The sequence below is a fragment of the Paenibacillus violae genome (assembly GCF_032461945.1).
Lineage (GTDB): Bacteria > Bacillota > Bacilli > Paenibacillales > NBRC-103111 > Paenibacillus_E > Paenibacillus_E violae.
The window spans coordinates 1-21,598 of record NZ_JAWCUD010000010.1; the positions used below are offsets into that span (position 1 = coordinate 1).

Consider the following 21,598-nt stretch of genomic DNA (forward strand, 5'->3'; position numbering starts at 1 on the left):
CCCAGTGTGGCCGTTCACCCTCTCAGGTCGGCTACGCATCGTCGCCTTGGTGAGCCGTTACCTCACCAACTAGCTAATGCGCCGCAGGCCCATCTATAAGCCACAGATTGCTCCGTGTTTCATAATTCTCTCATGCGAGAAAACCAATTATCCGGTCTTAGCTATCGTTTCCGATAGTTATCCCAGTCTTATAGGCAGGTTGCCTACGTGTTACTCACCCGTCCGCCGCTAAGCACCGAAGTGCTTCGCTCGACTTGCATGTATTAGGCACGCCGCCAGCGTTCGTCCTGAGCCAGGATCAAACTCTCCATAATAGAAAAGCTGATTGTACTCATTGACTTGCTAGCGAGATTATTCATCTCATTTATAGTCGATTACTCGACTGTGCTTACTCACTCGTTGTTCAGTTTTCAAAGATCAATGACTTCCTTATTCATCCATCGCCTTCAAAAGCGACCTGATCAATATACCACATCAGCCTATTCGATTGCAAGAACTTTTTTTTCAGTTACTTTCGTTCTTTCATTCGACCGCCGAAGCGACAAGGAGTAATATAACAAATCTAGAAACAGAATGCAAGCATTTTTCTATATTCTTTTTAAAATAAAGAAAAACCCCTGAATAAGGGGCCTCTCGTCTCTATACTTGTCCGATAACTTCTTGAATAAATAAGCTTCTCTCTATTGTTAAATTGACGATCGTTCCATTGACATTCACCCAAGGTCTTGTCGGCTGCGAGCGATCCGAGAATATAATCTCTCCGACACGATTATCACTGAGTCTAACTAAAGTTCCATTGCTAATTTGTGTAGATTTGTTTATAAACACTTGAACCAGGGTCGGATCAACTTTTCCGAATGATTCCGTAAAGAGTTGCTCTAACACGAGGTAAGGGGACATAGCCGTTTTGTGATGACGTTCGTTTGTCATCGCATTATAAATATCAGCAATTGCGACGATTTTAGCGTAAATATGAAGTTTATCGCCTTTCACTCCTAAAGGATAACCGGACCCATCCTCGCGCTCGTGATGCTGAACGGCTGTTAATTTAACACCCTCATTGATCCCCGAAATATTTTTTAGGATCTGATAGCCTATCAACGTATGCTGTTTGATCTCTTCCATCTCAGATTCCATCAAACGGCCCTTTTTCTCCAGGATGGTTGCATCTACTTTGGAAATGCCAATATCATGCAGAAGGCCGGCTAGTGCAATTTGCATTAAATCTTTCTGGGGAAGACCATGCCATCTAGCCAAACAATACGAGGTCAAACTGACCATAATGCTTTTGTGAAATATGTAATCTTGCAAATTGCGATTTTTGGGAGTAAAAGTGAGTACTTTGTAGGTATCGATATGCTGAATAAGTGCTTCAAGTCCGTTACGAATATCTAGGATGGGTAGAGGCTGTCCGCCATTAGCGAGCAAAAAAACGCGTTTAAGTAGCTTTAACATGTTCTGATACTCTATATAAAAAGGAGGAATTGTAGCAACTTCTTTCACTTTCGCATCCTCAATGGCCCCCTCGGGCTCAATGCCGTTCTTTGATTCAATATAAACAGAAGCAATGAAAAAAGCTTTAAGAATCTCAAGATCTCTCTCATTCAGGATTTTACCTTTATTGAAAAGGACATTTCCTAATTTCGTTGTTACATTGTCTCCTAGTTTTTCGCCATACTTTAATTGAGAAACGGCTACTGTCGGCACGATCGCTCACTCACCTTACTTTATCTTATACATGCTATTGTAAAATAAAAAGGATGGGTTTGTAAGCCCATCCCTGCAAATTATTATTCTGTATCCGTCGATTCCGTATCGGTTTCTTCCCAATCGCCGTCTTCTTCGCTCTCATTTTGGTCTTCGTTCTTCTGTACTCTCGCCAAGGTTCCTACTTCATCATCCTCACGAATGTTGATTAGACGCACACCTTGTGTGTTACGACCCATAACCGAAATACCATCCATACTTGTTCGAATGACCGTACCGGAAGCAGTAATAATCATGAGATCTTCGTCTTCTTGAACGACTTTAAGACCCACAACAGGACCATTCTTATCCGTGATGTTTAAGGTTTTGATCCCTTTACCACCACGTGTTTGGATACGATACTCAGAAACAGGTGTTCTTTTTCCGAAGCCCTTAGTCGTTACAATCAATACGCTGTTATCTTCATGGACTACGTCCATATCGATTACAGCATCTTCCTCATCAAGCTGGATACCTTTGACCCCAGTAGCCGATCTTCCCATTGAACGCACATCTTGCTCTGGGAAATGAATCGACATACCGAACTTGGTCCCCATGATGATACCTTGATTGCCGTCGGTTAATTTAACGCCGATGAGGTCGTCGTCTTCACGCAAATTAATCGCGATTAGACCGCCTTTACGGATATTGGAGTAATCGTCAATTGGCGTCTTTTTCACAACACCTTGCTTCGTTGCAAAGAATAAGTATTGATCTGTTTCGAAGCTCTCAACTGGGATTACAGCATTGATCGTCTCACCTTGCTCGATCTGGATCAAGTTAATGATCGGAGTCCCGCGCGCAGTTCGGCTCAAATCTGGAATCTCATAAGCTTTCAACCGATACACTTTACCTTTATTCGTAAAGAACATCAGGTAATGATGTGTATTGGTTACGAACAAATGTTCCACAAAGTCGTCGTCTTTGGTTCCCATTCCGACAATCCCGCGTCCACCACGCTTCTGGTTCTTATACGTAGTGACCGGTAGCCGTTTAATGTAACCTGTGTGCGTAATCGTAATAACGACATCTTCACGTGGAATGAGGTCTTCATCTTCGATGCTTTCCTCACCAATTGTAATCTCGGAACGGCGTTCGTCACCGAATTTCTCTTTGATCTCATTGAGCTCTTCGCTAATGATTGCTAGAATCAGCTGCTCGTCAGCAAGAATCGCTTTAAGTTCAGCGATTTTCTTCATGAGCTCTTCGTATTCAGCTTCAATTTTTTCACGCTCTAATCCAGTTAAACGCTGTAGGCGCATGTCCAGAATAGCTTGAGCTTGATCATAGCTCAAATTAAACGTGTTCATGAGGCCATCTCTAGCTTCCTCAGTAGTTCTGGAAGCACGAATCAACGCGATAACTTGATCCAGATGGTCCAATGCGATTCGCAAGCCTTCCAAGATATGAGCGCGCGCTTCAGCTTTGCGCAGGTCATACTCGGTTCTGCGACGAATGACTTCTTGTTGGTGTTTGAGATAGTACTGAAGCATCTCACGAAGATTCAGTACTCTTGGTTGACCATTAACAAGCGCCAACATGATGATACCGAAGTTGGACTGCATAGCCGTCTGTTTAAACAAGTTATTCAACACGACATTCGGATTCACATCCCGGCGAAGCTCAATCACAACACGCATTCCGTTGCGATCGGATTCATCGCGAAGATCCGTGATACCGTCAATCTTTTTCTCGCGAACGAGTTCGGCAATCTTCTCAACTAATCTAGCTTTATTTACTTGATAAGGCAGCTCATTAACAATGATTCTAGCCTTATTGTTATTTTCTTCAATGACGGTTCTAGCCCGCATCGTAACAGAGCCTCTACCTGTCGTATAGGCTTGTCTGATGCCCTCACGGCCCAGAATAAATCCAGCTGTTGGGAAATCCGGCCCTTTGATCGCTGTCATCAGCTCCAAAGGTGTTATTTCAGGATTCTGGATCAGCATTTGAATACCCTCAATAACTTCCCGTAGGTTATGCGGAGGAATATTCGTGGCCATACCTACCGCGATACCTGAGCTTCCGTTCACAAGCAAGTTAGGAAAACGGGATGGGAGAACAACAGGTTCTTGTTCCTCACCATCATAGTTAGGCGCATAATCGATCGTCTCTTTGTTGATATCACGTAGAAGTTCCATCGCAATTTTGGACAGACGAGCTTCCGTATAACGCATAGCTGCGGCCATATCGCCGTCGATCGATCCAAAGTTACCATGACCGTCAACGAGCATGTAACGAAGAGAGAAGTCCTGCGCCATCCGAACCATGGTTTCATAAACAGCGGAATCCCCGTGTGGATGGTATTTACCGATAACTTCGCCGACGATTCTCGCTGATTTCTTATATGGTTTATCTGGAGACATGCCCAGTTCTGACATCGCATAAAGAATACGACGATGAACCGGCTTCAGACCATCCCTTACATCTGGCAGTGCACGACTGACAATGATACTCATCGCATAGTCTAAGAAGGATGTACGCATTTCGGTAGAAATGTCAATTTCTTTGACTTGCGAACGTAATTCTTCGCTCATGAATGTTCCTCCTGAAAGCTTACATCGTTAACAACGTCTAAGACGTTTAGACATCTAGATTTTTCACGTAAATTGCGTGTTCCTCGATGAAATCTCTTCTAGGCTCAACGTTATCTCCCATCAAAGAATCAAAGAGCGTATCCGCTTCAATCGCATCTTCGATCGTCACTTGCAGCAAAGTTCGGCTTTCTGGGTCCATCGTGGTTTCCCATAGTTGCTCAGGATTCATCTCACCAAGTCCTTTGTAACGCTGTACATTGACTTTGGCACCCTCACCAAACTCTTGCATGATCGCTTCTCTTTGCTTTTCGTTATAAGCATAACGTACGGTTTTATTCCTCTCCAATTTGAAAAGAGGAGGCTGTGCGATATATACATATCCGGACTCAATTAACTTTTTCATGTATCTGTAGAAGAACGTAAGAAGGAGTGTACGAATATGTGCTCCATCAACGTCGGCGTCTGTCATAATAATGATTTTGTGATAACGAGCTTTATTGATATCGAAATCATCGCTGATTCCCGTACCGAAAGCTGTAATCATCGCCCGAATCTCCGTATTTGATAAAATACGATCCAATCTGGCTTTCTCAACATTCAAAATTTTTCCGCGAAGTGGAAGAATCGCTTGGAAGTGACGATCACGTCCTTGCTTAGCTGAACCGCCCGCAGAGTCACCTTCTACGATGTAAATCTCGCTGATAGAAGCATCCTTGGAGGAGCAGTCTGCGAGTTTACCTGGCAAGGCGCTTACTTCCAGAGCACTTTTACGGCGAGTCAGTTCTCTCGCTTTACGTGCTGCTTCCCTTGCTCTTGCCGCTTGAATCCCTTTTTCCAGGATACGCTTGGCGACAGCTGGGTTTTCTTCCATGAACGTTTGCAATTTCTCAGCAAATAAAGACTCGACAATACCGCGGACTTCGCTGTTTCCTAGTTTCGTTTTCGTTTGCCCTTCGAATTGAGGCTCCGGAATTTTCACGGAAATAATCGCAGCAAGCCCTTCACGGACATCGTCACCGGAAAGGTTTGAATCGCTTTCTTTCAGGGAGTTCGTTTTACGAGCATAATCGTTCAGAATCCGTGTAAGCGCACTTTTGAAACCTGATTCGTGCGTACCGCCTTCATGTGTGTTGATGTTGTTGGCGAAGGAATAAATATTTTCGGTGTAGCTGTCATTGTACTGAAGGGCAATCTCGATAGAGATATTATCTTTGGAGCCCTCTACATAGATCGGCAGCTCATTGACAACTTCGCGATTTCTATTCAAATGCTGAACGAAGGAAATAATCCCGCCCTCATACATATGCGTTGTAGCCGTATCTGTACGTTCGTCGATTAAATTGATCTCGATTCCTTTGTTCAGGAAAGCGAGCTCGCGAATCCTGGATTGAAGGATGTCAAAATCATATTCCGTTGTCTCTTTGAAAATCTCCGGATCTGGCTGGAACGTGACCGTCGTGCCCGTTTCTTCCGTCTCCCCAACCACTTTCACATCATATTGCGGTGTTCCGCGGCGGTATTCTTGTTGATGAATTTGGCCTTTATTCTTTACTTTTACAGTTAAGTGCTCAGACAACGCATTAACTACGGAAATACCTACACCGTGCAGCCCCCCGGATACTTTGTAACCGGAATCCTCGCCACCGAATTTACCGCCCGCATGCAGGACGGTGAGTACGACTTCAAGCGTTGGACGTTTGAGCTTCGCATTTTCCCCGACCGGAATCCCACGTCCGTTATCAATGACGGTAATACTATTATTTTTATGAACAATTACATCGATTTTCGTACAGAAGCCAGCAAGCGCCTCGTCAATACTGTTATCGACAACTTCCCAAACGAGATGGTGAAGTCCACGGGCACTGGTTGAACCAATATACATACCCGGTCTTTTGCGAACGGCTTCTAACCCTTCCAAAACCTGAATCTGACTATCATCGTACGCATTTTGATTCACAGACATGTTAATCTCCACCTGCTTTTTTATAGTGAGATAAACCTCTTATACTCTCTTATGTGAACAACAAAAGGTTAGTTCGTTAACAAAAGATGCGCTCTTTTCTTGAGCGTGGTAGAGGAGATCGGGGAATAATACACTTTACTCTTCGTAACAACGAGAGATTTGCATTCTTCCTCACCGATTTTTTCTGTTTTTTTATCCTTAACAGCTTGTTGAATGAATTGTTTCGATATTTTTGAGGATTTTTCTATCGAGATATCGAATATAGCAATCAGTTCGGAAGCTCGAATAATTTTTTCTCCACCCAAATGAATAAACATGCTCCTCAGCTCCTGCCACTTACATTTCCTTTCAAAACATGAAACACGGAAGCATGGTTCAGTTGGTCCAAATGGACACTCTCTAGACCCGTCGTGGTGATAAACGTTTGCACTTTTTCTTGGAACGTGCGGATCAACTGCGTCTGCCTATATTCATCAAGCTCTGAAAGCACATCATCAAGCAATAAAAGAGGATATTCGCCAACTTCCTCATGGATGAGTTCAATCTCCGCCAGCTTAAGGGAGAGTGCAGTTGTGCGCTGCTGCCCCTGGGAGCCGTAGGTTTGCACTTCTTTGTCGTTGATGTAAAAAAGAAGATCGTCGCGATGAGGGCCCACTAGTGTAACGCCTCTTCGGAATTCCTGATCTCTGACCAAAGATAACTTTATCATAAATTGGTTTAATAAAACAGATTCATCTTCAAACGAGCCCATGTCAAACGAAGGGGAATAGCGGATGAGTAGCTCTTCACTGTCATTCGTTATTCCTCGATGGATCGTTTCAGCCCATTGTTGCAGCTTCTTTATAAAGTTTTGACGCTTTTTCATAATTTTAACACCATACAGTGCTAATTGTTCATTCCAGATGTCCAACATCGCGTCTGGTGAGCCTTTTCCAGCGAAATTTTGTTTTAAATAATTGTTACGCTGAAGCAAAATTTTTTGATATTGCGATAAATCATAGAGATAAGAGGGCTGAACCTGGCCAATCTCCATATCGAGAAATCTTCGTCTGATACCAGGCGTGCCTTTGACAATTTCTAAATCTTCGGGCGCAAACATAACAACATTAAGCGCACCGATAAAGTTGCTGAGCTTTTTCTGCTCGAGCCCATTAATTTTTGCCTTCTTGCCTTTGGTTGAAATGGAGAGATCCAATTGACAACTGCCATATCGCTTTTGAATCTGTGCATGCAGCTGCGTTTGATCACCGTTCCAGCCGATCAGTTCTTTGTCTTGATGAGTACGATGTGATTTGGTCATTGCCAATACATAGATGGATTCCAATAAATTCGTTTTGCCCTGTGCGTTAGGTCCTACGAAGATATTGACATTGCTATCCGTGGTCAACTCGATCTGATCGTAATTTCGGTAAGACTTAAGCGCGAGTCTGTTCAAAAACATGATTACTCATCCTCCTGGCTTGGCCCAATCAGGAGCTAACGACTTCGAATTGTCCGAAACCCTCCACGGTAACGATATCTTTCGGAACGAGTTTCCGTCCTCTGCGATTTTCTGCTTGTCCGTTCACTTCGATTTTTGTATCCACAACAAAAAATTTGGCTTGTCCACCTGTGGATATACAGTCCGATAATTTGAGAAACTGCCCGAGCGTAATATAGTCCGTGTTAATAGCGATTTGCTTCATACTGGAGCACTCCTTAATTCGTTGTTCGATATGGCAAGATCAGCTGTAGAATGTTTGTCGAATCTTGCGGTTTCATGATGATAGGCTGCATAGCTCCAGTAAATCCAATATGAATAAACTCTGAGTCGAGAACTTTGAGCGCATCAAGCATATATTTGGAGTTAAAAGAGATTTTGAGTAAATCACCGACAATATGCTGCAGGTTAATTTGTTCCGTTACCTTGCCGAGCTCGGAGGAGCTGGACGAAATTTCGATAGTTTGGTCTTCCAGCATCATCATTTTAACAATATTCGTCTTATCTTCTTTGGAAAGGAGGTAAGCGCGATCGATGGCTTCAGCCAATTCTTTCGTCGGAACGACCATTTCCGTTTGGAAAGACTGAGGAATAAGCTTCGATGTATCCGGATACGTACCATCCAAAATGCGTGAGTAAAATAAAATCGAATGAATTTTGAATAAAACCTGATTGTCCGAAATAACTATATCTATAAGTGAGTTTTGATCAGGCAAGATTTTGCTTAATTCATTCAGAGTTCGGCCTGAAATAACAATATTAGGCAAATTGTGCGCATTATCGTTATCAACGGTAACTTCTCGGCTGGCAAGTCGGTGACGGTCACAAGCAATAAATTTCAGTTTATCACCAGTGATATTCCAAAGTACACCCGTAAGAATTGGCGTAGACTCATTCGTTGATACCGCGTAAGACGTTTGTTTAATCATTGTTTTAAGCAAATCACTTGGAAGACGCAGCATTTTGCTTTCTTCGATTTCCGGAAGCAGCGGATATTCGTCCGGATCAAGTCCCATAATTTGAATTTCAGAAGAACCTGAACGAATGATGGTTTGAAAATTATTACCTACTTCAATTTCAATGAGTTGAGCAGGGAGCTTACGGATAATTTCAACGAAAAATTTAGCTGGAAGCACAACACTCCCCGCTTGATATAATTGAATGATTTTGTTCGTACCATTTTCGCTTGGCGTAAAGCTTTGGATGGAAATATCGGTATCGCTTGCCGTAAGGGTTACACCGCTTAAGGTTGCATCTATTTTGATCCCTGTAAGGATAGGAATTGTTGTACGTGACGAAATGGCTTTGGAAACGTGACCAATGGATTCTATTAAATGCTCTTTAAGGATCGTTAATTTCATGACTTCACTCCTGCAGTTCTTTTTTGGGGTGCGTTAGCATATCTTTATATAATAACATTCTTTATTAGTAATAGCAGTAGGGGCTCTGGATATGTGGATATGTGGATGAACCATATATAAAGCAAGCCTATCCACATGTGAATAGATTGTGTATAGGCTCACCCGAAATCAAATGTTATTAAGAGGGGTTTTTGATACGCTCTGTGAGATTATGAACGATCTTATAGAGCTCCTGGTCCGCTTGCAACATTTGCGATATTTTTTCATGGGCATGGATAACCGTGGTATGGTCGCGGCCACCAAAATTATCTCCGATTTTTGGCAAAGAGAAGTCCGTCAGCTCTCGGGCCAGGTACATAGCGACCTGTCTAGGGAAAGCTACGGCTTTCGTTCGTTTGCGCGCTTTAAAATCCTCGAGCTTTAATCCATAGAATTCACCAACACGCTGCTGAATATCCTGTATGGTTATAACCTTTGGCCGATTGGACGGAATAATATCCTTCAAAGCTTCGGCAGTCAAATGTACGCTAATATCCTGATTAATTAGAGAGGAGTAGGCAACTACCCTTATTAGAGCACCTTCAAGTTCACGGATGTTCGTATCGATTTGATTCGCGATATAGATCATTGCTTCATTCGGAATTTCAAGATTTTCAGCTTTCGCTTTTTTCCGCAAAATCGCGATGCGCGTTTCTAAATCAGGCGGCTGAATGTCGGTAATTAAGCCCCACTCAAACCTAGAGCGCAAGCGGTCCTCCAGAGTTGGAATCTCTTTGGGAGGGCGGTCACTGGAGATAATAATTTGCTTACCTTCTTCATGAAGCGCGTTAAATGTATGGAAAAATTCCTCCTGCGTACCTTCTTTACCGGCGAGGAATTGAATATCGTCAATTAATAGCACATCGATTGTTCTATATTTATTACGGAATCCTTCACCGCGGTTATCACGAACAGCATTAATGAATTCATTCGTAAATTTCTCTGATGAAATATATAAAACACGGGCCCCAGGGTTATGTTCCAGCACATAATGACCGATTGCATGCATCAAATGGGTTTTGCCTAAACCAACGCCTCCGTATAAAAAGAGCGGATTATAGGCTTTTGCTGGCGCTTCGGCCACAGCTAATGAAGCTGCATGCGCGAATCGGTTGCCTGATCCGATGACGAAAGTATCGAACGTGTATCTCGAGTTCATCATATTCGTGAAATTTTCTTCACCTGCTACAATGGCGGGACCTTTGGGCGGTATGACAGCCGGTTGAGTCGCAACAGACTGCGCTTTCTGTTCTTCGGTCTCAATGATGAATTTCACGGAAACGTGTTTGCCGGTGAAATCATAAATGGTACCTTCAATCAGCTTGGTGTAGCGGCTTTCCAGCCACTCCTGGGCAAAATTGTTGGGCGCACAAATAACGACAGTCGAGTCATTAAAAACTGTCGCTTTGGTTGATTTTAGCCAAGTATCGAAGCTAGGTTTGCTGAGCTTAGTTTGTATAATCGATAAGATTTGCTGCCATAAGTCCGTAGAATGGCCTTCCACAGTAATTCACTCCTTTAAAATCAAACATGTGGCGTAAAGGCCAGGTTTCATAAAATGCAATCTGTGTATAAATCATTATGGTTGAAGCTCTAACTGGAGCGATCCGAAAAACGCATAGATTGAACGCAATCAGAGTATATTCTGCGCGATTTATTGCGAAAAGAACCAACATGTCTGATGGGGTCAAAAAAGGACGGCTTTTGTCGTTTTATCCACATTATTAAGAATCGGTTAAAATGACTTGTTCTTGTAGAGGGAATTTTGTTCACAATGTTATCCACAGACTGTTGATAAATCGGAGAAGTGGTCGTGTATATCCACAACAGAAACATTATCATCTTAACAAAAGATAGCCTGTTAATCAACGGATTGTTTGGGATTATCCACAATTACAACAAGTTGTGCATAGAAATTGTTCACAACACAAGATATTGTTAATATTCTGTTGATTTTCGACAAGCTTCTCTTTTCGGTGGATAAAATTTATACACAGGTTATTCTTTTTCGATTTATTATGATCAATTTGGCATTTCATTCTGCACGCTCGGGTAGGTTGACTTTCTTGAGTGATATATGATTTAATGAGTAGTAGAAATTTTGTAGGATGGATATCCTCAGGTAGGGAGGTGCTATAGATGGGTCCGACGTTTAACCCGAATACGAGAAAGCGTAAGAAGAATCATGGTTTCCGTAAAAGAATGAGCACGAAGAACGGTCGTAAAGTTCTACAAGCTCGTCGTCTTAAAGGAAGAAAAGTTCTTAGCGCGTAAAAAGAGGCTCCGGAAGGGGCTTTTTTTTTTGCATTTGGATGGACAGTTTATATGCCGTCATTTCGGTCAAAAATAGATAAGATGCCTAAGTGGTGATTTCGCTTATCTGAAGTTAACGGTCTGGAGCGTACATGTCTGTGGAAAAAGAATATAGATTAGCTAAACGAGAAGACTTCAATAAGATTTACCGATATGGCAAATCAATGGCCAACCATCAATTCGTTCTTTACTATTTACCTCAGCCTAAAATGGAAAATTTCCGACTTGGCATCTCGGTGAGTAAAAAAGTGGGGAATGCGGTTGTTCGGAACCGCTTGAGACGAATGGTGAAAGAGATCATCCGTTTGAAAAAGGAGAATTTGACGCCGCATTATGATTACATTTTGCTGGCTCGGAAACCCGCTGTAGACATGGAATATGCCGAGATGGAGAAAAGCATTTGGCATGTAATCCGAAAAGCTTCTTTATTAAAAAGAAATGACACAATAAAAAAGTGAAGCATTATTTCTTTTCACGCTTAAATTGTGTTATAGTTTATGTTGGAAAAGATATTTAGGAGGATCTCATTTTGACTCGTCGACTTTATTTGCTTGCAGCTCTTTCTGCGTTGATCTTATTGTTGTCAGGATGTAGTCCTAGTAGCGCTGCTATGGCACCGATTGATCCTAATACGGCAGGTTTTTTTGTCAAATATTTTGTGTACCCGCTTTCGCAGACACTCGACTGGTTCGCCGTCAAGTTATGGGGTCAATATGGTTTATCCATTTTGGTCGTAACCCTAATTATTCGTCTCATTATTTTGCCTCTGACGCTGAAGCAGTATAAGAGCTCCAAACGGATGCAAGAGTTGCAGCCTGAGATGAAGAAGCTTAAAGAAAAGTATAAAGATGATGCGAAGAAGCAGCAGGAAGAAACAATGAAGTTATTTCAGTCAAATGGTGTGAATCCGTTAGCCGGATGTTTCCCAATCATTGTTCAAATGCCAATTCTGATTGCGCTTTATCAAGCTATCATGCGTAATGACCATATTCGAGAGCATACTTTTTTATGGATGAATTTAGGACAGCCCGATCACTATTACATTCTTCCGATCATTGCCGCGGCAACCACATTCGTTCAACAAATGTTTATGTCTTCTCAAATGAATCAACAAATGAAAAGCTTACTATACATTTTCCCGGTTATGATTTTCGTGATGTCCATGAATTTCGCAGCTGCGCTGCCACTTTACTGGATCTACGGTAACATCTTCACCATTATTCAGTCTTACTTTATTTATGGTTCTCCTGGAAAACAAAAAAATCCTGGATCTCAAAATAATAAGGGTGGCCTGTCCAAATGAAAAAAATTGTGGTGACTGGAAAAACTATTGAGTTAGCGGTGAAAGCCGGTCTATCTCAATGGCAGGTTTCGGAGGATCGTGTAAAGATTCATATTTTGGAACAGCCCTCCCGGGGGTTGTTTGGGTTTATTGGTTCCAAAGAAGCTAAGGTTGAGCTTGAATTGATACCAGATCCGCTTGAGGAAGCCATTGCTTTCTTACAAGATATGTTCGAAGCGATGAAAATTTCCATCACCATAGACACGACAAAGGATCGCGAAGGCTACCAGTTGAATATGAGTGGTTCGGAGCTTGGTATTTTGATCGGTAAAAGAGGACAAACCCTCGATGCGCTGCAGTATATAGTCAATATTGTCGCAAATCGTTATGCAAACTCGCATTTCCGGATTATTTTGGATGCGGAAAATTTCCGAGATCGACGTAAAAAGACGTTAGAGGAGCTTGCTTTAAGGTTGGCGAATCGTGTCATAAAGTCGAAAAAAGAAGTTATTTTGGAGCCGATGAATTCGCAAGAACGGAAGATTATTCATGCTGAATTGCAAGGGCATCCTGTTGTCAAAACATATAGCAAAGGCGAGGAACCGAACCGTCGGGTCGTGATCGCCGTCAAATAACCTTAGCCGCAATGACATGAGCATAAGTCATTGCTTTTTCTTTAAGATGAGGTAAATTCGAGGTGTTAATACTATGTTAAATGATACGATTGCTGCTATTTCTACGCCGCTCGGTGAGGGTGGGATAGCGGTTATTCGTGTGAGCGGGGATGAAGCAGTTCCACTGGTGGAGCGTGTTTTTCGCTCGAAAACGAAATTATCAGATGCTGAGACGCATACGGTACATTATGGCTTTATTATAGAACCTGCTTCTGCCGAAAAGGTAGAGGAGGTTCTCGTTACTTTAATGAAATCTCCACGTTCTTTTACAATGGAGGATGTTGTCGAAGTTAGTTGCCACGGCGGTATCGTTTCTGTTAAGAAGGTGTTGGATTTATTGCTGCAGCAGGGAATACGTTTGGCGGAACCCGGTGAATTCACGAAACGAGCTTTCCTTAATGGTCGGATTGATTTGACGCAAGCGGAAGCTGTTATCGACTTAATTCGCGCCAAATCGGACAGAGCTTTTAAAGTGGCGTTAAAGCAAGTTGAAGGAAATTTGTCGAAGCAAATCAAACATTTACGATATGTGTTGGTAGAATTAATGGCCCATGTGGAAGTCAATATTGATTATCCAGAGCATGATGTTGAAGAAATGACGAATGCTTTCATAAAGAGTAAATGTGACACGGTAATGCTTGAAATTGACCGTCTTTTGGTGACCGCTGAGCAAGGTAAAATATTGCGTGAGGGTATTGAAACGGCTATCGTGGGCAGACCGAATGTAGGAAAATCGTCGTTGTTAAATGAATTGGCGCAGGAGAATCGGGCGATTGTAACCGATATTCCAGGAACGACTAGAGATGTCATTGAGGAATTTGTTAATGTTGGCGGTATTCCGCTTAAGCTGTTGGATACTGCGGGGATTCGTGAAACGACAGATTTAGTGGAACAAATCGGAGTTGAAAGATCGAAAACTGCTTTGGCGGAAGCAGATCTGATCTTACTGGTTCTGAATAGCAATGAAGAACTTCAGTTAGATGAGCTTGCTTTAATGAAGCAATTAGCGGATAAGCAAACGATTGTTATTTTGAATAAGATTGATTTAAGTCGTAAGCTAGATATCGATCAGGTACTGAGTTATTTTCCACATGAGCGTATTGTCGAGCTATCACTGATTGAGAATAAAGGTATTGATCATTTAGAAAAAGCGATTGCTGCAATTTTCTTTGAGGGCAAACTAGAGTCAAGTGATTTGACGTACGTTAGCAACGTTCGACATATATCTTTGTTGAAGCAAGCAAAACGCTCGCTGCATGATGCGCTTGAAGCGAACGAGCAATACGTACCAATTGATATGATACAAATCGATATTCGAGCGGCTTGGGAGCAGCTTGGAGAGATTATTGGCGATTCTGTTGGTGAGTCGTTGATCGATCAAATTTTTACACAATTCTGCTTAGGTAAATGAAAACCGACAGCATTTTCGTTTTCATAAAAGAGGGAGGGACTTTGAACTATGGGATATCATGCAGGTGAATTTGATGTTATTGTCATCGGCGCTGGACACGCAGGTTGTGAATCTGCTCTGGCATCTGCCCGGATGGGTTGTAATACACTGCTTTTAACAATTAATTTGGATATGGTTGCTTTCATGCCATGTAATCCATCCATTGGTGGTCCTGCAAAGGGCCACGTTGTTCGAGAAATCGATGCGATCGGCGGCGAAATGGGTCGCAACATCGACAAAACTTATATTCAAATGCGCATGCTGAATACTGGCAAAGGTCCAGCTGTACATGCACTTCGTGCACAAGCCGACAAGTTTTCGTATCAGCACAAAATGAAAGAAACAATTGAAGCTACGCCAAACTTAACGTTACGTCAAGGTATGGCTGAAGACCTCATCGTTGAAGATGGGGCGATCAAAGGTGTTATTACGAAAACAGGCGCTGAATATTACGCTAAAGCAATTGTTCTTACGACAGGAACTTACCTCAGAGGGAAAGTTATCATGGGTGAGCTTATGTACGAGAGCGGCCCGAACAATCAACAACCTTCGGTGAAGCTATCGGAATCGCTGCGTAAGTTAGGTTTCGATCTCGTGCGTTTCAAGACAGGAACACCGCCGCGGGTTCATAAAGATTCAATCGACTTTAGTAAAACGGAAATTCAGCCTGGTGATGATGAACCTAAGTTTTTCTCTTTTGAAACAAAGTCAGGTGCTGCTAATGAACAACTGCCTTGTTGGTTAACGTATACGTCCGAAGAAACACATAACATAATTAATTCGAATCTGCACCGTGCTCCAATGTTTTCAGGTGCGATTGAAGGTACTGGGCCGAGATACTGCCCATCCATCGAAGATAAAATTGTTCGTTTTGCCGATAAACCGAAGCATCAAATTTTCCTAGAACCGGAAGGCCGTAATACATCTGAGTATTATGTACAAGGTTTATCAACGAGTATGCCGGAAGATGTGCAGCTTGGCATTTTGCGCTCCATACCAGGTCTTGAGAAAGTAGAAATGATGCGTACCGGTTATGCCATTGAATATGATGCGGTAGTTCCTACTCAATTGAAGCCTTCATTAGAGACTAAGCTAGTTAGCGGTTTGTTTACTGCCGGACAAATTAACGGGACATCTGGGTATGAAGAAGCAGCTGGGCAAGGGGTTATGGCTGGGATTAACGCAGCTCGTAAAGTTCAAGGTAAAGAAGCAGTTGTGTTAGATCGTTCGGAAGGATATATCGGTGTTCTTATTGATGATTTAGTTACAAAAGGGACAAACGAGCCATATCGTCTATTAACGTCTCGTGCGGAGTATCGTTTGCTGCTTCGTCACGATAATGCTGATTTGCGTTTAACACCAATTGGTCATGATATTGGACTGATTTCTGAGGAGCGTTACGCGACGTTTTTGAAGAAAAAAGAATTAGTAGACCAAGAAATTGAACGTTTGAATACGGATAAAATTAGACCGGAACCGCATGTCCAACAGCTTTTGGAAAGCTTGGAAAGTGTAGTTTTGAATAATTCTGTTCCAGCAATCGCGCTGCTTCGTCGCCCTGAAATTGAATACAAACATATTGAACAAATGTCACCTTCACCACTTGAGCTGGACGATGAAATGAAAGAACAAGTTGAGATTCAAGTTAAATATGCGGGTTACATTGAGAAGCAAAGCAATCAAGTCGAGCGTCTGCGTAAAATGGAGAAGAAGAAGATTCCGGATGATATCGAGTATAGCGAAATTCATGGGATTGCAACGGAAGCGAAGCAAAAGCTGGCTAAAATCCGTCCGATCTCGATTGGTCAAGCATCGCGTATTGCAGGTGTGACACCATCGGATATTTCTATTCTTCTTGTATATTTGGAACACTATAACAGAGTCACGGCGGCTAGAGGTTAATATATGGATGCTATTCAACAACAATTTGTTCAATTTTTAGAGAAGCAACAAATAACTCTTTCTACTCTACAACTGGAACAGTTCGAGCAATACTTTAAGACTCTTGTAGAGTGGAATGAGAAAATGAATTTAACAGGTATCACGGAGAGAGAGCAGGTATACTTAAAGCATTTCTACGACTCTCTTTCCGTTTCTTTTAATTTTGATATGAACTCCATATCTACGATTGCAGATATTGGTTCTGGCGCCGGATTTCCAAGCATTCCTTTGAAGATCGCATTTCCTCACCTAAAAGTTACGATCATTGATTCTTTGAATAAACGAATCTTGTTTTTAAAAGAGTTGGTTTCACAATTAGGTTTAACGGATACGGAATGCGTTCATGGTAGAGCAGAGGATATTGCTAGACTTCCTAAATATCGTGATCAATTTGACCTGGTTACTGCTAGAGCTGTTGCTAGACTTCAAGTGTTGAATGAATTTTGTCTTCCTTTTGTGAAGAAGGATGGTACGTTTATTGCCATGAAGGGCTCAGAGATTGAAGAGGAGCTAAGTGAGTCATCTTATAGCTTATCTGAGTTGAAGGGGAAAGTTATTAAAGTTCTTAAGATGCAGTTGCCTGTTGAGGAATCGCTGCGGCATTTCGTGGAAATTCAAAAGCTCGCTGCAACACCGGCTAAGTATCCTAGAAAGGCTGGAATTCCACTGAAAGAGCCACTTATGAAAAGGTGAAATGTTCCACGTGAAACATTATTCATTTAAGTTTCACAATTGCTTAAAGCAGGAAATCTAGCTTCGATGAAGAATATATAATAGTAAGAATCTATTCAATTTGTAGTGAGTTTATGTGATTGCACTTGTCATACTTCGCCGTATTCTTGACAAGCGTTTTCGTTCTGTAGGACGAAGAGGTCGTCTATCTTTGGATCGTAATGGTCGCTTAAACTACGGGAAGAGTTGGTGGTAGGGTTTCCTATGAAAGAACAAATTTCAAAGCTATTTGGACTTGCTGATCGTTCGTCGACGGATGAGGTCAAAAACATACCGGTTAATACTATTATTCCAAGTCCATATCAACCTAGAACCTTATTTGATGATGATCGTATTGATGAATTGTGCCAAACGATTCGAACGCATGGTGTTATTCAGCCAATCGTTGTCAGAGTCAAAAACAATACATTCGAACTCATTGCCGGAGAACGGCGACTAAGAGCAGTTAAGAAGCTAGGTCTTGATACAATCCCTGCAATTGTAAGAGATTTCAATGATTCTCAAGCTGCATCCATTGCTCTTATCGAGAATTTGCAGCGTGAAGGATTGACTGCAATCGAAGAGGCTGCCGCTTACCAGCAGTTGATCGAGATGCATGATTTGACGCAAGAGAGCTTGGCTCAGCGTCTCGGCAAGAGCCAATCAACGATTGCGAATAAGATCCGTCTTTTACATCTAAGCGAACCTGTTAAGATGGCATTGATGGAGCGGAAGATCACGGAGCGTCATGCGAGAGCTTTACTTGCTTTGGATCAAGAGGATCTGCAAGTGAAAATTCTTGAAGAAGTTATTGCTAAAGAGCTGAACGTAAAACAAACAGAGATTAAGATTAACTTTTTAAAGGAAGCAACAAAGATTAAAAAGTCACGTCGCGTATCCTTTTCTAAGGATGTTCGACTAGCTTTAAACACCATTCGCCAATCCGTTGAGATGGTTACAAGCTCGGGCCTGAATATTAACACGTCTGAGAAAGATCATGAGGATCATTACGAAATTATAATTAAGATTCCTAAAAATAATTGAGCATTTATTGCTACCTTAAACGGCGCAAGCCGTTTTTTTGCATCTTATGAGATAAAACTATCAAATATAGATAAGGTAACTGAATGATAGATATGTTAAGATAGATATACTGCTTTAGTATGGCATATGGAACATAAGCGATTGAGGTGAAATGGTTTTGTCTAAAATTATAGCAATAACGAATCAGAAGGGTGGCGTCGGCAAGACGACAACTTCTGTGAATTTGGGTGCTTCCTTAGCTTCACTTGGGAAGAGAGTGCTTCTCGTTGACATCGATCCACAAGGGAATACGACTAGTGGTATCGGGGTTAACAAGGCCGATGTCGTGAATTGCATCTATGATGTGCTTATTAACGATGTCCACCCCAAAGATGCAACAGTGGATACGAATGTTCCAAATCTTAAGATTGTACCTGCGACGATTCAACTAGCAGGAGCTGAGATTGAGCTTGTTCCAACGATTTCAAGAGAAGTACGCTTGAAGAAATCTTTACAACTTGTTAAACATATGTACGATTATATTCTTATTGATTGTCCGCCATCATTAGGTCTTCTTACTATTAATTCTTTAACTGCTGCTGATTCTGTTATCATTCCAATTCAATGTGAATACTACGCGCTTGAAGGATTAAGCCAGCTGTTGAATACAGTTCGTTTGGTCCAAAAGCATCTTAATACAGGGCTTCAAATTGAAGGCGTTTTATTGACGATGTTTGATGCTAGAACAAACCTCGGCATTCAAGTCATTGAGGAAGTTAAGAAATACTTCCAAACAAAAGTATATCAAACGATTATCCCGCGGAACGTTCGCTTGAGCGAGGCTCCCAGTCATGGACAATCGATTATTACTTATGATCCTAGATCAAAAGGCGCGGAAGTGTATTTAGAGCTTGCGAAGGAAGTGATCTCGATATGACCAAAGGCCTAAACAAAGGATTAGGTAAAGGATTGGATGCTTTAATTACATCACTACATATTGATGAGAGCGATAAAGTCATTCAAATTCCTTTAGCACAATTGAGAGCTAACCCTTATCAACCTAGAAAGCATTTTAACGAAGATAGCATTAAAGAGTTAGCGGATTCAATTAGAGAACATGGTGTCATTCAGCCTATTATTGTTCGTAAGGTTCTTAAAGGGTATGAAATTATTGCCGGTGAGCGTAGATTCCGAGCATCTCAGGTTACGGGAATTGCAACGATTCCAGCAGTCGAGAGAAACTTTACGGATCAACAAGTCATGGAAATTGCCTTGATTGAGAATGTTCAGCGGGAAGATCTTAACGCAATGGAGATTGCTTTTGCTTATCAAGGGATTATCGATCAGTTCTCGTTAACTCAAGAAGAGCTTTCTGCTAAGGTTGGTAAAAGCCGCTCACATATTGCGAACTTCCTGAGACTACTTCAATTACCGGAATCAATTAAACAATATGTTTCACGTGGAACATTATCGATGGGTCATGCAAGAGCTATCGTTGGTGTTAAAGATGACAAAATTAAAAAAGAGCTTGCGGAAAACACCATTAGTAAGCAATGGAGTGTTCGCGAACTTGAAGAAGCCGTGAAAATGCTTGAGGAGTCACCAGGTCAAGAAAAAGAAAAAACGAAGCAAAAAGAAAAGAATAGAGATCCCTATATCAACCAAGCTGAAGATCAATTAAGAGATATTTACCGGACTACGGTGAAAATCAAGAATCAGCAGGATAAAGGTAAAATCGAACTTCTCTACTATTCAAAAGACGACTTGAACCGTTTGCTAGAATTGCTTCAAGGCAAAATCTCTTGAAATTAGATAGCATACCGATGGTTTTCTTTCGAGCAGAAAGATCAAACTAAGGTATGCTATATTTATGAGTAGAATTCTGAATCCGCGAGAGAGGGTGGGTGAACATATGAAAGGTGTTATGTATTTTGATCAAGCTGCTTCCTCCTGGCCAAAGCCACCGGCTGTAATGGATGCGATGATGACGTGTATACAAGATTATGCGGCTAATCCAGGACGAGGAAGCCACCAGATGGCTGTGAAGGCAAGCCGGGTATTATTTGAAACGAGAAAAAACTTAGCCCGCTTATTTGGGGTCAAAAACCCGAATGATCTGTCCTTTGCATTAAATACGACGCATGCGCTGAATCAAGCGATCAAAGGGTTTGTAAAACCTGGGGATCACGTGATCTGCACGAATATTGAGCATAATTCCGTGCGCAGACCTTTAGAATATTTGAAGGCTACGGCTGGAATTGAACTTACATATATCCGTAATGATGAAGAAGGAAATATCCAGCTAGATGATTTCAAAAAGGCGCTGCAGTCCAATACATCACTTGTAGTTGTTAATCACAGTTCTAACTTATTGGGGACGATTATGCCTGTGGCAGAGATCGGGGAGATATGTCGTACGCATGGCGCTAAGTTGCTTGTAGACGCGGCCCAGAGCGCCGGTATACTGCCTATTCACGTAGGTAATATGAACATTGATATGTTGGCTTTCCCAGGCCACAAAGGGCTTCTAGGGCCTCAGGGGACGGGTGGTTTATATATCCATCCTGACATAGACTTGGAGCCGCTTTTGCATGGGGGAACAGGCAGTCAGTCAGAAGCTATTCATCAACCGAAAGTAAGACCTGATCGTTATGAGGCAGGTACGCAAAACACAGTTGGCATTGCTGGATTAAACGAAGGCGTGAAATTTGTAATAGCGGAAACGATTGAGAAGATCCATGCTAAAGAGTGGCGTCAAACCCAAATGCTAATGGAAGGTTTACTGGGAATTGAAGGGGTCACGATTCTTGGCCCAGCTCTTGGACAAAATAAAACAGGGATTGTTTCCTTTAATGTGAATAACGCGGATTCATCGGAAGTCGCTTTCATATTGGATCAATCTTTTCAAATCGCCGTTAGATCCGGCTATCATTGTACTCCGCTTGCCCATGAATCGGCAGGTACGTTAGCTAGTGGAGCGGTAAGAGCAAGCATAGGTTATTTAACAACGGATGAAGAAGTGGAAGCTCTTATTTATGCAGTGAAAGAGATCCAGTCGCAGTATGCTAAGTAGAAAGA

19 protein-coding genes and 1 rRNA gene are annotated in these 21,598 nt (G+C 42.0%); 11 read left to right on the forward strand and 9 right to left on the reverse strand.

All coding sequences use genetic code 11. The features are described from left to right. From RQP52_RS24765 to dnaA, 9 genes are all read right to left on the reverse strand, one after another. Positions 1–314: ribosomal RNA gene (locus RQP52_RS24765) — 16S ribosomal RNA — on the reverse strand; the annotation flags it as partial. Between the two features lie 325 nt (positions 315–639). Further along, the gene (locus tag RQP52_RS24770; protein ID WP_315954328.1) at positions 640–1,707 is read right to left on the reverse strand and encodes an HD-GYP domain-containing protein; all 1,068 of its coding nucleotides are present in this window, start codon (positions 1,705–1,707) and stop codon (positions 640–642) included. Positions 1,708–1,790: 83 nt separating this feature from the next. Next, entirely contained in the window at positions 1,791–4,283 is a 2,493-nt protein-coding gene (gene gyrA / locus RQP52_RS24775; RefSeq protein ID WP_315954329.1) for a DNA gyrase subunit A, read from the reverse strand. Positions 4,284–4,329: 46 nt separating this feature from the next. Then, positions 4,330–6,246 carry a DNA topoisomerase (ATP-hydrolyzing) subunit B gene (gene gyrB / locus RQP52_RS24780; RefSeq protein WP_315954330.1) on the reverse strand — a complete coding sequence of 639 codons (1,917 nt, stop codon included), beginning with the start codon at positions 6,244–6,246 and terminating at the stop codon, positions 4,330–4,332. Positions 6,247–6,314: 68 nt separating this feature from the next. Further along, complete coding sequence (gene remB / locus RQP52_RS24785) at positions 6,315–6,563, reverse strand: extracellular matrix regulator RemB (RefSeq protein WP_127454100.1); 249 nt, start codon at positions 6,561–6,563, stop codon at positions 6,315–6,317. Between the two features lie 5 nt (positions 6,564–6,568). Then, entirely contained in the window at positions 6,569–7,687 is a 1,119-nt protein-coding gene (recF, locus tag RQP52_RS24790) for a DNA replication/repair protein RecF (RefSeq protein ID WP_127454098.1), read from the reverse strand. A gap of 28 nt (positions 7,688–7,715) precedes the next feature. Next, positions 7,716–7,931 carry a S4 domain-containing protein YaaA gene (gene yaaA / locus RQP52_RS24795; protein WP_127454096.1) on the reverse strand — a complete coding sequence of 72 codons (216 nt, stop codon included), beginning with the start codon at positions 7,929–7,931 and terminating at the stop codon, positions 7,716–7,718. Positions 7,932–7,944: 13 nt separating this feature from the next. After that, on the reverse strand, positions 7,945–9,087 hold the full coding sequence (dnaN, locus tag RQP52_RS24800) for a DNA polymerase III subunit beta (RefSeq protein ID WP_315954331.1): 1,143 nt from the start codon (positions 9,085–9,087) through the stop codon (positions 7,945–7,947). A gap of 178 nt (positions 9,088–9,265) precedes the next feature. Continuing rightward, a complete protein-coding gene (gene dnaA, locus RQP52_RS24805; protein ID WP_315954332.1) occupies positions 9,266–10,630 on the reverse strand; it encodes a chromosomal replication initiator protein DnaA in 1,365 nt (454 codons plus the stop codon). A 635-nt stretch (positions 10,631–11,265) separates the two neighbouring features. Here dnaA and rpmH point away from each other — a divergent pair. From rpmH to RQP52_RS24860, 11 genes are all read left to right on the forward strand, one after another. Further along, positions 11,266–11,400, forward strand: a complete 135-nt coding sequence (gene rpmH / locus RQP52_RS24810; protein ID WP_028557239.1) for a 50S ribosomal protein L34 — start codon at positions 11,266–11,268, stop codon at positions 11,398–11,400. 137 nt (positions 11,401–11,537) lie between these two features. Continuing rightward, the gene (rnpA, locus tag RQP52_RS24815) at positions 11,538–11,897 is read left to right on the forward strand and encodes a ribonuclease P protein component (protein ID WP_181646286.1); all 360 of its coding nucleotides are present in this window, start codon (positions 11,538–11,540) and stop codon (positions 11,895–11,897) included. 71 nt (positions 11,898–11,968) lie between these two features. After that, the gene (yidC, locus tag RQP52_RS24820) at positions 11,969–12,742 is read left to right on the forward strand and encodes a membrane protein insertase YidC (RefSeq protein ID WP_235959431.1); all 774 of its coding nucleotides are present in this window, start codon (positions 11,969–11,971) and stop codon (positions 12,740–12,742) included. Next, on the forward strand, positions 12,739–13,356 hold the full coding sequence (gene jag / locus RQP52_RS24825; protein WP_315954333.1) for an RNA-binding cell elongation regulator Jag/EloR: 618 nt from the start codon (positions 12,739–12,741) through the stop codon (positions 13,354–13,356). Before yidC ends, jag begins: the two co-directional genes overlap by 4 nt. Before the next feature lie 73 nt (positions 13,357–13,429). Then, positions 13,430–14,806 (forward strand): tRNA uridine-5-carboxymethylaminomethyl(34) synthesis GTPase MnmE, encoded by a 1,377-nt coding sequence (mnmE, locus tag RQP52_RS24830; RefSeq protein ID WP_315954334.1) that lies wholly within the window; start codon positions 13,430–13,432, stop codon positions 14,804–14,806. 48 nt (positions 14,807–14,854) lie between these two features. Further along, on the forward strand, positions 14,855–16,747 hold the full coding sequence (gene mnmG / locus RQP52_RS24835) for a tRNA uridine-5-carboxymethylaminomethyl(34) synthesis enzyme MnmG (protein WP_315954335.1): 1,893 nt from the start codon (positions 14,855–14,857) through the stop codon (positions 16,745–16,747). 3 nt (positions 16,748–16,750) lie between these two features. Beyond that, entirely contained in the window at positions 16,751–17,479 is a 729-nt protein-coding gene (gene rsmG, locus RQP52_RS24840; protein ID WP_315954336.1) for a 16S rRNA (guanine(527)-N(7))-methyltransferase RsmG, read from the forward strand. A 243-nt stretch (positions 17,480–17,722) separates the two neighbouring features. Then, positions 17,723–18,541 (forward strand): nucleoid occlusion protein, encoded by an 819-nt coding sequence (noc, locus tag RQP52_RS24845; protein WP_315954337.1) that lies wholly within the window; start codon positions 17,723–17,725, stop codon positions 18,539–18,541. 157 nt (positions 18,542–18,698) lie between these two features. Next, on the forward strand, positions 18,699–19,457 hold the full coding sequence (locus RQP52_RS24850; RefSeq protein ID WP_127454079.1) for a ParA family protein: 759 nt from the start codon (positions 18,699–18,701) through the stop codon (positions 19,455–19,457). Beyond that, entirely contained in the window at positions 19,454–20,326 is an 873-nt protein-coding gene (locus RQP52_RS24855; protein ID WP_127454077.1) for a ParB/RepB/Spo0J family partition protein, read from the forward strand. The genes RQP52_RS24850 and RQP52_RS24855 overlap by 4 nt, the downstream gene beginning before the upstream one ends. Positions 20,327–20,390: 64 nt before the next feature. Next, positions 20,391–21,593, forward strand: coding sequence for an aminotransferase class V-fold PLP-dependent enzyme (locus RQP52_RS24860; RefSeq protein ID WP_315954338.1), 1,203 nt, complete (start codon positions 20,391–20,393; stop codon positions 21,591–21,593). Positions 21,594–21,598: the final 5 nt, after the last annotated feature.